This is a genomic window from Desulfosporomusa polytropa (assembly GCF_055380075.1).
This window is the reverse complement of record NZ_AP042400.1, coordinates 4,880,376-4,894,018: the sequence shown is the minus strand read 5'-3', so window position 1 is coordinate 4,894,018 and position 13,643 is coordinate 4,880,376. Positions and strand designations below refer to the sequence as shown.

11 protein-coding genes are annotated in these 13,643 nt (G+C 44.7%); 4 read left to right on the top strand and 7 right to left on the bottom strand.

Going from position 1 to position 13,643, the window contains the following annotated elements; all coding sequences use genetic code 11:
* Window positions 1–6: 6 nt before the first annotated feature.
* The gene (locus tag ACZ449_RS24515) at window positions 7–963 is read right to left on the bottom strand and encodes a SpoIID/LytB domain-containing protein (protein WP_464258661.1); all 957 of its coding nucleotides are present in this window, start codon (window positions 961–963) and stop codon (window positions 7–9) included.
* 161 nt (window positions 964–1,124) lie between these two features.
* Between ACZ449_RS24515 and ACZ449_RS24510 the strand changes: the two genes are divergently transcribed.
* From ACZ449_RS24510 to ACZ449_RS24500, 3 genes are all read left to right on the top strand, one after another.
* Complete coding sequence (locus tag ACZ449_RS24510; RefSeq protein ID WP_464258660.1) at window positions 1,125–3,026, top strand: EAL domain-containing protein; 1,902 nt, start codon at window positions 1,125–1,127, stop codon at window positions 3,024–3,026.
* A 180-nt stretch (window positions 3,027–3,206) separates the two neighbouring features.
* A complete protein-coding gene (locus ACZ449_RS24505; protein WP_464258659.1) occupies window positions 3,207–4,355 on the top strand; it encodes an MGDG synthase family glycosyltransferase in 1,149 nt (382 codons plus the stop codon).
* A 176-nt stretch (window positions 4,356–4,531) separates the two neighbouring features.
* Entirely contained in the window at window positions 4,532–6,124 is a 1,593-nt protein-coding gene (locus ACZ449_RS24500) for a CYTH and CHAD domain-containing protein (RefSeq protein ID WP_464258658.1), read from the top strand.
* A 17-nt stretch (window positions 6,125–6,141) separates the two neighbouring features.
* Here ACZ449_RS24500 and pstA read toward each other — a convergent pair whose 3' ends face one another.
* The 3 genes from pstA to ACZ449_RS24485 all read right to left on the bottom strand — a co-directional run bounded on the left by pstA (window position 6,142) and on the right by ACZ449_RS24485 (window position 8,927).
* Complete coding sequence (gene pstA / locus ACZ449_RS24495; protein WP_464258657.1) at window positions 6,142–7,005, bottom strand: phosphate ABC transporter permease PstA; 864 nt, start codon at window positions 7,003–7,005, stop codon at window positions 6,142–6,144.
* On the bottom strand, window positions 7,005–7,898 hold the full coding sequence (gene pstC, locus ACZ449_RS24490; RefSeq protein ID WP_464261939.1) for a phosphate ABC transporter permease subunit PstC: 894 nt from the start codon (window positions 7,896–7,898) through the stop codon (window positions 7,005–7,007). The genes pstA and pstC overlap by 1 nt, the downstream gene beginning before the upstream one ends.
* A gap of 165 nt (window positions 7,899–8,063) precedes the next feature.
* Complete coding sequence (locus tag ACZ449_RS24485; protein ID WP_464258656.1) at window positions 8,064–8,927, bottom strand: phosphate ABC transporter substrate-binding protein; 864 nt, start codon at window positions 8,925–8,927, stop codon at window positions 8,064–8,066.
* A gap of 177 nt (window positions 8,928–9,104) precedes the next feature.
* Between ACZ449_RS24485 and ACZ449_RS24480 the strand changes: the two genes are divergently transcribed.
* Window positions 9,105–10,898: an ATP-binding protein gene (locus tag ACZ449_RS24480; protein ID WP_464258655.1), complete on the top strand. Its 1,794-nt coding sequence runs from the start codon at window positions 9,105–9,107 to the stop codon at window positions 10,896–10,898.
* Between the two features lie 142 nt (window positions 10,899–11,040).
* On the opposite strand, the gene phoU is transcribed toward ACZ449_RS24480, so the two are convergent.
* From phoU to ACZ449_RS24465, 3 genes are all read right to left on the bottom strand, one after another.
* Window positions 11,041–11,697: a phosphate signaling complex protein PhoU gene (gene phoU / locus ACZ449_RS24475; protein ID WP_464258654.1), complete on the bottom strand. Its 657-nt coding sequence runs from the start codon at window positions 11,695–11,697 to the stop codon at window positions 11,041–11,043.
* A gap of 15 nt (window positions 11,698–11,712) precedes the next feature.
* The gene (gene pstB, locus ACZ449_RS24470) at window positions 11,713–12,468 is read right to left on the bottom strand and encodes a phosphate ABC transporter ATP-binding protein PstB (protein ID WP_464258653.1); all 756 of its coding nucleotides are present in this window, start codon (window positions 12,466–12,468) and stop codon (window positions 11,713–11,715) included.
* Between the two features lie 432 nt (window positions 12,469–12,900).
* Entirely contained in the window at window positions 12,901–13,611 is a 711-nt protein-coding gene (locus ACZ449_RS24465; protein ID WP_464258652.1) for a response regulator, read from the bottom strand.
* Between the last annotated feature and the right edge of the window lie 32 nt (window positions 13,612–13,643).

The window sequence follows — 13,643 nt, the reverse complement described above, 5'->3', positions numbered from 1 at the left end:
TTCACCTTAATTCCAACGTTTTTCTACTTTTACATCTTTGAAGTAATAGGAAACAATCTCTTCTGGCTTTTTACCGTCTTGGGCCATGCGGTTTGCCCCCCACTGGGACATGCCGACACCATGGCCATAGCCCTTACCCGCAAAGGTTACACTTTCTTCACTTACCATGACTTTATCTAATAACATCGACTTTAATTTTGTGCTGTCTAATGCCACCCTAAGCTCTGGTCCGGCTACCTCAACTTCTTTATTAATCATCAGCACAGTCGCCCGCCCTGATGGACCTTTTTGAGCAATTTCTACGCTGCTGATATCTGTTACTTTTTTCCCTATTTTAGCCATTGCACTGATGACATCTTCTTTCGGAAATACAATTGTCCAATTTTTTACGTCTTCCGGTGCCAGATCGTCTGGAGACTGCACTGACTGGATATAGGCAGGCTCGGCGTCTCGGTAGTTAAGCCCTTCTTTTGCTGTTGCGGTAATGCCGCCTGCTGATGCATGAAACCAGCCTTTAATCGGCTTACCCTGATAAGTCATAATCATGCCGCGCGTCATTTCCACAGCTTTTTTGACATTGTCATTTACAGCCTTAGCATTATAGGCTTGAAATTCTTTAATATCTGTAGAGGCCTGGGTACCGCGTTCAGGTACGCCGCCTTTGGTTTCCATTGCCTCCACCGTAAAGGTGCGAGCAATAATAGCTTGCGCTGCCAGAGCTTCTACCGGCCACTCGCTCTTCATCTCTCCTGCCACTACCCCAGCAAGATATTCTTCCATCTTCATGGTTTTCTTTTCCCCTGTTTCATGCATGAAAACAGTTATTTCAGGTTCACTCTGCTGGGCTGCCTGTTTTGGAGTCTGCGGTATTTCAGGTTTTTTCTGTGGCTGCTTATTACAACCAATGAGCAGCATGCACAAAAACACTAGTAAAACTAAATAACTAATACTCTTTCTATTCACCCTAAAGCCACCTCACTAAATATTTTGTGTCTATGTTATTATGGCAGTCAACCGCCTGTTACATACATTTCCAAAAACTTAACAAAATGATTACAAAGCAGTTCGCTGCTTTGAGTTATAATAATCATATAATACGCCACATTCCTAGGAGGGACTTTGGGGTGCCGCTTAAACTGCTTAAAAATATCTACACCAACATACTTTCCGTTAATACGCTATTACTTACCGCAGGCAACCTGCCGTTTTCTGGCAAATCTTTACCGCTAGCGCAATCCTCCACGGCAGCTGACCTTAAAGAAGAGCTTGACCTAATTATTAAAGACAAAAAGATTACCCCTGTGTATCAGCCTATTGTTAATTTGAAAACAGGAATGATTATGGGATATGAAGCCCTAAGCCGCGGGCCGGTGGGTAGTCCCCTTCATTCTCCTACCAAATTATTTAGTATTGCTATAGAAACTAACAGGCTGTTGCCATTAGAACAGGTTTGTCGCGAGGCCGCACTTAACCAAATGACGGCTTTAGGAATAAATCAACGACTTTTTCTCAATATGAATGCCGCGGTTATTAAAGACCCGAACTTTCGCGGCGGTTTAACCAAAGCCTTTTTAATTGAAAACAATCTTAATCCAGCGCAGGTAACCTTTGAAATTACCGAACGAACAGCCATTACTGATTTCGAAAGTTTTACCAAATCTCTAAACCACTACCGTCAACAGGGCTATAGCATTGCTGTAGATGACGCGGGTGCAGGCTATTCCAGTCTGGAAGCCATCACAACACTTAGACCTAACTACATCAAACTGGACCGTTCTATTGTACACGATGTTGATAAAGATCCACTTAAGCAAGCTATGGTTGATGCGATGTCCAGACTAGCTGCCGTTATTAACAGCCAAATTATCGCCGAAGGCATTGAGAATGCTGATGAATTGGCTATCCTCATTAGTAAGGGGGTCCATTACGGCCAAGGCTATTTTTTGGCGCGACCAGGCTTTCCCCCGCCTGAAATATCATCGGAGGTGCTTGAAATGATTGCAGAGCACAACTTCCAGGATGCACAGGCAAAATCCCGTTCCCGTAAAGGACTTGGAGTTAGCATTGGCGAAATTATTGAACAAGTTCCTACAGTTAAACCGACTGCTCCCGTAAACACAGTTGAAGAAATTTTTACTACTCAACAGGTCAATGGGGTTGTTATTGTCGACTCAGGTCGTCCTGTTGGCTTGTTAATGAGAGACAAACTATATTATCAGTTAGGAACAAATTACGGTATATCCCTCTATCATCGCCGTCCTGTTGACCGGGTAATGGAAAAAAGCCCGTTGATTGTGACTGCCGAACTGCCGCTGGAAGCCGTATCACAGATGGCGATGAGCCGGGAAGAATATCATCTCTATGATTTTATCATTGTCGTTAAAGACGGAACGTATGTAGGCGTGGTATCTGTTATGTCACTTCTGAATCGCATAACCAACCTCCAAATCCGCCGGGCCCATAATTCCAATCCACTAACCGGCCTACCGGGAAATCTGGTAATTGACGACCACTTAAAAGAGCTGGTTGAGTCCAAAGAACCTTTTGCCGTTATGTATCTTGACCTTGATAACTTTAAAGCGTACAATGATAAATATGGATTTGAACGCGGCGATCAAATACTGCTTCTAACCTCTCAAATCGTAAGCCGGAGCATCGGCAAATCCGGCTCTACCGATGATTTTCTAGGCCATATCGGCGGCGACGATTTCATAGTCATTACCAAACCTGAATATGTCAAAACTCTAGCGGAAAATATTATTGAACTATTTGATCGCGAGATTAAAAGTCAATATCATCCTACTGATCTAACTACAGGTTACATAGAAGTTAAAAACCGTCGCGGCCAATTGGAACAGTTTCCGATTATATCGATTTCCATTGCTGCCATAAGCAACCAGCTCTACCTATTTACTAACTATCTTGAAATAGCCGAAGTAGCCGCTGACCTAAAAAAATTGGCCAAACAACATCCAGGCTCTTGCGTTGTTTATGACCGACGGAGCGGCGTTACTCAAAAGTCATAGTCAAATAAGGTAAACCGCAACGCGCCGCGCTGATATTGCAAGCCTATTAGCAATGAATGCGCGCGTTTTTTTGTTCTGATAAAAAGTATAATAAATTTAACGTCTCGTTAACGTGGCGTTAACAGTCTAGCATTGGCAACATGGTACGATTATATTGAGGTTAATGACGGGGTGATTACTTTGTCGACAAAAATTTTATTAGTCTCAGCGTCAGTCGGCGATGGGCATACCCAAGCCGCCCTGGCCATCAAAGCAGCTATAGAAACCCAGGGACTAGCCACTGTGCAAGTGGTTGATTTCATGGCTGGCGAAAACTCTTATCTTAATACGTTGGTAAAAGAGGCTTACCTCAAACTCATTGATATTTTCCCTGACATGTATGATCTACTCTATCGTTTTTCGCAAATGCCGTTACCGGGAGGCAAAGTCCAAAGTCTTATGGCTATATCCATGAAACGTAGTATGCTTACACTGATTAATAACTACCGCCCGGATGCCATTATCTGCACCCATCCCTTTCCCTGTGGTGCTGCGGCCTACCTAAAACGTACCCACCGAATTAATCTGCCACTTATTGGTATTATTACCGATTTTGCCATCCATCGTTTCTGGCGCTATAACGAAACAGATATGTATTTTGTTGCTACCCCAGAACTCAAACAGCAATTAGCTACGCAAGGCATTAACCTGCCACGCATTCACGCCACCGGCATACCTGTTAGTCCTAAATTTAGCTATATACCTAATCAAAATGAATTAGCCTTCATTCGCCAGACGCTAGGTTTTTCCAACAACCAACCGATACTGCTTATCATGGGCGGCGGCTTAGGATTAGGCGATCTGGAACATGCCGTAATGGCTCTTGATGCTCTGCCATTACCTTTCAACCTAGTTGTAGTAGCCGGGCGTAATGCAACCCTGCGTCGCAGTCTCTTAGCCAAAACACACGCTTCTGTCCACCCGCTCAAAGTATTTGGCTATACCCAGCATGTTCCTGAACTTATGTCAGTAGCCAATCTCTTAATTACCAAACCGGGCGCCCTTACCATCAGCGAGGCTCTTTCCATGCGACTACCCCAGCTCTTATACCAGGCCATCCCCGGCCATGAAGAAGAAAATGCCAGCTATTTGACCCAAACCGGGGCAGCACTTTGGGCCCACAACAGCCACAGCCTCGCTGCCACCGTTAATGAACTTCTATCAAACCCAGAACGGCTTGACGATATGCGCGAGATGGCTGCCTTAGTTGCTCATCCGGCAGCTTCTCAGGCAATTGCAACTACCCTCTGTCAAGAACTATTTCACACCAGCACAGCGATGTCTCGCTGATCTGGATAAAAAAACCACCATATAGCGACCGAAAATGTCACGAGGACGATATTCTGTCAAAATATCGTCCTCGTGACATTCTTGCAAATAGAGGCGTTTTTCCACTTACAGCGAATACATAAACATAATAATGCGGTTACTTTTTACATACACCATACTCAAGGAGGTGTTTTCCCATGTCCAACACAGAAGCAGAATTGAAATTGCGGCTAACTGATCCAACCTGCCTGAATAACTTACTTAATTCCCCCTTGTTAAAAGAACTGTCGACTCAACCAGCCGATAAACAACTGCTTGATACCACTTATTATGATACCGCTGATCAGCGATTGCTGAAATCACGCCTGTCTTATCGTTTACGATTAGCCGGTGATGACTGGACCGCCACCGTTAAGGCTGATGGCACGAGCGATGGCGGACTTCACCAACGTACTGAATACAATATAGCTGTAGACAACGCCCTCCCCAACCTTATGCCGTTTATGCTTACCGATATTGGTAACCGGCTGACTGAAGCGGTGGGAGAAAAACCATTAGAACCGCTATTTCGCACCCGGTTTGAACGTCATATACTGAATATTACTACCCCAGACGGCAGCAGTATTGAACTGGCGTTGGATGATGGTGAAATTATAGCTGGTGATAAACAACAAAAACTGCTAGAGCTCGAACTGGAATTGAAAGCAGGACAGTCGCAGGCTTTGATTTGGTTAGGAGCGGCTTTGGCGGAGGAATTTCCACTACTGCCAGAACACGATAGCAAGCTGTATCGGGCGACCGTCTTAGCCGGTCTTACTACTATCCAAGATACAGAACTTCCCTCTCCCTTGAAAAAATCAAGTGGGTCCCTGCCTGCTAACCAAGTACTCAACCAATTAATTATCTATAATCTGCATGCAACAATCAGAGCGCAACAGGCCTATTTAACCAATCCTGATGATATAGAAACAATACACGACTTTCGGGTAGCCTTGCGTAGACTGCGAGCGTTGTTTCAGCTTGCCAAGCCGCTGCTGCCTAACGAGGAATATACCGCTTGGCAAGCCCGCCTCACCACCTGGAGTTATAAGCTGGGCCATGTTCGCGATCTTGATGTATTCCGTCTAATCTGGAATGAACTAACGCTTACTCTGACACAGCTGCTTTCTCAGCAAGCCGGCAAACCTGCTTTGACCACCTTAATTGCTAACAAATGCCAATCAGCAAGAGCCAACCTCTATACCGAAGTTGCCGCTGGTCAATGCACACCCGTATTATTAGGTCTGTGGGCTTTTATCGATAACTGTCCTGCCCCAGCTGCCGACGAACCACAGCTAGCCTGTAAAAAATTTGTCCTGGAACGATTGACTCACTGGCTCGCCCGCTTTATCGAACAAGGTGATACACTAGATATTACTGACCTCAGTGCCGCCCATGAGCTGCGAATTGCCAGCAAACGCTTGCGGTATACGCTGGAATCGCTAACACCTATCCTGCCTGACAACACCCGTTTACTCACCCAACGTTTAGAACAACTCCAGGATATGTTAGGAAGAATTCAGGATATCACCTTTACCCCGCCCCTATTACAAGAACTTGTCAAAGCTTCTGCCAGCCGCCTCACCCACCATGATGCCGGTCTGATCACCGGTTGGCAGCTAGCCAAATCAACTGCCGCCATGGAAAGCTGGGACAGAGCATGGACTAAAGTAAAAAAAGCAGCAGCTAAAGCCAAAAAGTTAAAACCGCTCGAAGATGCTGAAATTAACAAAAGAAGTCCTGAGCTATAAGCTCAGGACTTCTTTTGCTAATGACCTCCACTAGCCATTTTTCGTTGGATATATTTACTAGGCAATGCAAACATTAAGTTGAAAATTAAAATTGTTATAATTAACAATGCACCAGTACCGTCGGCAACTGCTACCCGGTCAGGTACGAGGCCAACAGCCATAACATACCACATATGCACTGCCAACGTTTCGCCAGCAGCCATAACATTAAAATCAGGTATGGTACGCGATACTGTAGTACCGGCAGTAAATATCAAAATAGCGGTTTCCCCCAGCGCCCGGCCAGCTGTTAATGTAATACCGGTAATGATGCCCGGCATAGCGTTTGGCAATACTACCCGCCAAATAGTCTGCCACTTGGTTGCCCCCAGCGCCAGACTGGCTTCACGATAATAAGCAGGCACAGTACGAATAGATTCTTCCGTTACCCGCACCAGCACCGGCAGGTTTAACAACATCAAGGTAAGCGAACCACCAATAATACTAAACCCCATGCCAAATATATTGACAAAGATAATCATACCAAACAAACCCAGCACAATTGATGGAACAGTAGCCAAACTCTCGGTACTTAAACGAATCATGTCTGTCAGCCGGTCATTACCAGCGTATTCGGCCAGATATATTCCCGCGCCCACCGCCGCAGGAATGGAAAACAACATCGACAGACCGAGTATATAAAACGAGTTAAACAACTGTGGACCAACACCGCCACCGGCGTTAATGTCACTAGACTTACCTGTGATAAAATCCCAACTCAAAACCGGTAAGCCTTTGATCAACATGTATCCTAGAAAAGTAACTAATATGAGCAAAATAAGCATACCGGCCAACCACATAACAGCGGTAGCCACTTTATCCTGACTTCGTGCTAACGACATTACGCCATCCTCCTTGCTGCAATCTGTCTAATAACTAAAATCATCACAAGCGATATAATCAGTAGAACCAAAGCCATTAAAAACAAGGAATTTCCCCAGGCTGAATCAAAAGGCGTATTACCCATTTCCACAACAATTTCACTAGGGAGAGTCGATGTCGGTGTAAACAGCGATTTTGCCATTTGCGGTGTATTACCGATCACCATTTGCACTGCCATGGTCTCACCAATCGCTCGCGCCATAGCTAAAATAATGGCTGTCAAAATTCCAGGTAACGCCGAAGGCAATAGCACCTTAGCAATGGTCTGCCACCGAGTAGCCCCTAAAGCCAATGAGGCTTCTTCCAAGGTCTTAGGTACAGCCCTCAGGGCATCTTCGGAAATACTGATAATTGTCGGCAATATCATAATTGCAAGAATCAGGGCGGCCGCGAATAAGCCAAAGCCGGTATTAACGTGGAAAAACTCGCGAATAAAGGGAACTAGCAAAGTTAGTCCGACATAGCCGTATACAACCGAGGGAATGGCAACATACAGATCAGTAGCTGGACGCATGATCTCGCGCAGCCAGTCTGGCGCAATCTTAGCCATAAAAATGGCTCCAGCCAGCCCGAGCGGCGCACCAAACAATACAGCCAATACAGTGACATACACCGAGCCCGTAATAAAGCTCAAAGCGCCATATTTTCCTTCTGTCGGATCCCATTTAGAGGATAGGAAAAATTCCATTGGACTGACATCTTTAAAGGTGGCCAACCCTTGTTGACCTACAAAAACAATAATCGACAATATAATTACCGTCATAAGAAAAGCACTGGTAATAAATAGGTAGCGTACATAACGGTCATATAGCAGTTTTCGCTGATGCTCTCGGTTGTCAGCAGTTGTTGCCATCAAAAAGTCACATCCTGTCTAATATAGTTCTTTGCCTCAATTATACTTTACTAGTATCTCTCACTTTGTTAATGCAATGTTAAGATTGTGTTAAGGTTACAAAAGCCCTGAACCGCAAGGTTCAAGGCTTTTGATTACAAACTATTCAGTTGTCTTTTTAAAAAACTACTTCATTTTTGTAATAGGCACAAAACCATTTTTCTCAGCATACGCCTCTTGGAATTCTTTGCTTGTTGCATAATCAATGAACGCTTTTACTGCACCTGTTGGCTCACCTTTGGTAAACATACGGCCATAGGTGAATACCGGATATTTGCCGCTGATCACGTCATTGATACTATATTTAACACCATTATAAGCCAACGCTTTAACCGATTGGTCGGCATAAGCGGCATCAACATAACCAATGGCACCTGGCGTGCTGGCGATAGCGGCCTTTACAGCGCCGTTGGAATCTTGGATAACTGCATCATCGGTGAAGGCTGCGCCTTTAAGCACGATATCAGCAATAGCACCACGGGAGCCAGAGGACTTAGCCCGGTGAATAATAGTGATTTTTTGATCCTTACCGCCAACATCTTTCCAATTAGTCACCTTGCCTGTGAAGATATCGACATATTGTTGTTGCGTCAGATTGTCAACCGCTACATCAGAATTAGCAATAAATACAAACGGAATACCGACAAGTTTGGTTTCCACAAGCCCTTTATCTTTGAGGCTGTCTTGCAGGGGCACATCAGAGTTACCAATATTTACCGAACCGGCACCCACTTGGTTTTGACCGGTAAATGAACCGCCGCCGGCAATATTAACCGTAACTTTTGCATTTTTCTTCTGGAATTCTTCTTGAGCCGGTTTTAAGAACGGCAAGAGTGCTGTCGAGCCCGAAGCAGTTACCGTACCAGATAATTCTGCTGGTGTTTTGGCTGCGTCTTTAGGAGCCTCTTTTTGGCCACCGCAACCAGCCAATAAGCTTACACCCAGTACCATAGCCAACGCACCGGTTAGCATTTTTTTAGATAGTTTCATGGTTAGTATTGACCTCCTCGAAGTTTGTACGCTTTATGTGTTTATTGTAGATTATTTTACGCGTTCTTGTGTTAAGGAATTGTTAAGGGAATGTTAAAGAAAAACAGGTTGGTTTTCAGACATCAAGTACGGTATGATGGTACTACAAATAAACTTGCTATAAGGAGGCAATCTATCATGCTTACCCGTAACCTCCGCAACCGGCTGGTTGTATCTTTTTTAATGCTCATTCTTTTTACATTAATTGCGCTTGGCAGCTATATATTATGGTTTTTCTACCAACACAATATTGCCAGTCTTAACGCTGCCATGCTCAACCAGGCTAGAATCATTGAAGAGTTAATCTACCCAGATATGTCTGGCCCTATCCAAAAAGGGCAGATTGATGAAAAGATTAAGGAACTCAGCGCCCGTATTGATCTGCGCGTCACAGTTGTTGACACCGCTGGCGTTGTCATTGCGGACTCTCAGCAAAATCCAGCGCTCATGGAAAATCATCTGGACCGTTCGGAGATAGCAGCAGCACTTATCGGCAACAATGGCTACAGCATTCGAACAAGCAATACGCAGGACAAATCCCTACTCTATGTGTCTACACCTGTTTATTACCATGATGAAATTACCGGGGTTGTCCGGGTGGCCATGCCGCTTGATCATGTGGATGCAGGCTACTACAAGATATTATCAGCTCTCCTGGCAGCCAGTTGCCTGACCTTCCTGGTAGCTATCGGCTTTAGTCTAGCCCTAGCCTATAAATACACCCGTCCGCTCGAAAAAATTATTGATACGGCTAATGAAATCGCACAAGGTCAACTGGATAAACGGGTTTTTATCAAGACAGGTGATGAGCTGGAAATCCTGGCTCACGCCCTCAATAACCTAACCTCCAGTTTGGAAGACAAAGTCAACGACATCATCGCCCAAAATCATAAGCTGGAACTCATTCTCCAAAATATGGGGGATGCCGTTATCCTGCTTGACCGGTTTGGCAAGGTAACAACCGCCAACAAAGCTGCCATAACAACTTTCGGTATCACCGATCAGATGGTGGGACAACACAATATTCAAGTTATCGGCAATAGCCTGCTGGATCATGCAATCCAAGATACCCTGCAGCTACAGGAAAACAAGCTTATTGACCTAAAGACCAACATTCACGGCAAAAAGCGGGTATTTCAGGTATTTCTGGCCCCGATTATCAGTGCCGAAAATGAATCTACCGGCATATTAACTGTTTTCCATGATATAACAACCCTTCAGGAAATTCATGATCGCCAGGCCGATTTCGTGTCCAATGCTTCGCATGAACTAGCTACGCCGCTTACTGCTATCAAAGGCTTCGCTGAAACCCTGCTTGACGGCGCACTGGCACAACCTGCGCTAGGGGAAAAATTTGTTCGCATTATCTACGACGAATCTGACCGCATGCATCGCCTTATCCAGGATTTACTCCAGTTAGCTCGGCTTAATGCCCCAGAGTACCGTGAACAAATCAAGTTAGAGCCAGTTGACATTGCCGCTGTGTTACTTGCTGCCAAACAGGATATGGCACCACGCTGGCAACAGAAAAACCAAACAGTTACCCTAGAATACAGTCAAGCTAACCTCGCTGCGTTAGCTCACCCTGATTGGCTCAAACAAGTTATTGTCAACCTGTTGGAAAACAGCATCAAGTATACCCCGGCAACCGGCAAAATTAGTTTAACCTGCTGGTCGAACAATAATCAGGTAAAAATAGCTGTCAAAGATTCAGGCATTGGTATCCCGGCTAAAGATCTACCGCTAATTTTCGACCGATTTTATCGGGTAGACAAGGCTCGCACCCGTACGGCTGGCGGTACCGGCCTTGGTCTGGCTATTGTCAAGTTTATCATTGAGATGCTGGCCGGCCACATTGAGGTTGAAAGCACCGTTGATGCGGGAACAACCTTTACGATAACTCTTCCGAGTACTGAAAAGCTGAGTCACTAATAGTGCTACGAGGTTTAAAAGATAAAACAGGCGAGATTGCTTCGCGTTGCTCACAATGACCATAGGGTAGGCAGACTGCCCCGCCTCTCGGTCATTGCGAGCGCCAGCGTGGCAATCTCGCCTGTTCTTATATAAATACATGCTATTTTTTTCGCCGCCGCTGCCCTGTTACTAAATAAACAGTCCATTCTGCGATATTGGTGGCATGGTCAGCAATCCGTTCTAAATAGCGGGCAACAAAGATAAGCTGCGTGGCCTGGGTAATGGTTTTAGGATCTTCCATCATATATGTCAACAGTTCACGGAAAACCTGATAATAGATATTATCGACCTCATCATCGTTTAAACAGACCTGCTCGGCCAGACCAATATCTAATGCAGTATATGCTTCCAGGGAATCTTTAAGCATCTTTTGCGACATTTGTGCCATGCGTGGAATATCAACAAGCGGCTTAATTAAGGGCTGCTTGTTCAGCGCCAGCGCTATTTTGGCTATATCATAAGCATGGTCACCCATTCGCTCTAAATCGGTAGTAATCTTAAGGCCAGTGCCAATAATTCGCAAATCGCGGGCTAAAGGCTGCTGTCTGGCGATTAGCACCATGCATTTATCTTCAATATCGATTTCCATCTGATCAATTTCATCATCAGAATCCATAACCTTATGAGCTAATTCCGTGTCCTGCTGAGCTAACGCAATCACGGCCTCGTCAATCGCTTTGTCTACCGCCTTGCCCATATTCAGTAAAGCCTGGCGCAAGTACGCCAATTCCTGATCATAACTATGCCTAGTTACCATTTTTCAATCCTCCTTTTACCCAAAGCGTCCGGTAATATAATCTTCAGTTCGCTTATCCTGTGGGCGCGTAAAAATATTGTCGGTTTTATCATGCTCTACCAAATCGCCATTTAAGAAAAAACCGGTATAATCAGATACCCTAGCCGCTTGCTGCATATTATGCGTAACCATGACAATGGTATACTTTGATTTTAACTCAGTTACTAATTCTTCAATCTTCATCGTTGAAATAGGGTCAAGCGCGGAGCACGGTTCATCCATTAACAGCACCTCAGGTTCAACTGCCAACAAACGTGCAATACAAAGCCGTTGCTGCTGACCACCAGATAGTCCCATTGCGGAGGAATGCAGTCGGTCTTTAACCTCATCCCAAAGTGCCGATCCAGTCAGGCTCTTCTCGACAATTTCATCAAGCAGCGTCCGCTTAGATTGGCCATGAATACGCGGTCCATAAGCAATATTGTCATAAATAGTCATCGGAAATGGATTGGGGCGCTGAAAAACCATACCCACCCGTTTCCGCAGCATAACTGTGTCAATTTTAGGGTGATATATATTTTCGCCGTCAAGCAATACCTCGCCCTCAATTTTTACACTTTCAATCAGATCATTCATGCGGTTAAGTGTTTTGAGAAATGTCGACTTACCACAACCTGACGGGCCGATTAGCGCCAGCACACTATTTTCCGCAATATCAATCGATATCTTTTTCAGGGCCAGAACATCACCATAATACAGCTTCAACTTATTTACCTGAATTTTATATTTCATGAGACAGTATCCTCCTGTAGTTTCTCATATGCAATATAACATAAATATAGGCGGCTGAATGTTAATATCTTGTTATTTTCTTGTTAATTTTCATGATTAACTATACCCAACAATGCCTAATCTTACTAAGTTTTTGTATAATTGCGTTTAATGGAATACAAGGAGAAGGGGCTTACTTTTGGCATTGCCCCAACAGTAACAAAAGGTCTAGGCCCTAAGCCTCCAAAAGCTGAAAATCCGGGCGATATTCCTAAAATCCGTAAACTCGCTCAAACAGTACGGATTTTTTAACGGAATACCGCCCGGATTTTCTCCTGCGGAACGCTTCTTCCGGCAAAGGCCGGGGATTACGGAGGTATGGGAGGTACGAGAGTTACCGGGGTACCATCTTACGACCGCCGGTGCCGGGTTTTGTACCTGATAGAATCTTTATTATATACCATAGCCCTCAGACAAATCCTTAAACCGATACCCAACGCCGCGTACAGTTTCAATGGCCTCAGATACTTCATTCTCTTGGCCCAATTTTACTCTTAAATGCCTCACATGTACATCGACAGTTCTGGTATCACCAAAATATTCATAACCCCAAACCTTTTCCAGCAGTTGCTCTCTGGTAAATACTTTGCCGGTATTGGTTGCAAACAATTTAAGCAATTCGTATTCTTTGGGGGTAAGCTCCAGCTTGACTGCCCCCAAATAGGCCTCATAACGGGAAAAATTAAGCTTAAGCTTCCCCAGAACCAATTCGCCGCCGACTATGCTTTCTTTGTTGCTGCGCCTGAGGACAGCTTTAATCCTGGCCAAGAGTTCACGCGGACTGAATGGCTTAGTCAGGTAATCATCTGCCCCTAGTTCAAGACCAATTACTTTGTCAATTTCCTCACTTTTAGCGGTAAGCATAATAATAGGAATGGCGGCTGTATCTCTGGAGTTTTTTACAATCCGGCATACTTCAAGACCATCCATGCCTGGCAGCATAAGATCAAGCACAATGAGTTCCGGTTTTTCAGACTTTGCCATATTGACAGCTTGCTGCCCCTCGTCAGCCTCAATTACTTGGTAGCCAGACTTCTCCAAATTAAACTTTATAAGTTCACGGATATTGATTTCATCATCTACTATTAAAATCTTACCTGTCATAAAAGATGTCTCTCCTTATTAATGAGTAAACA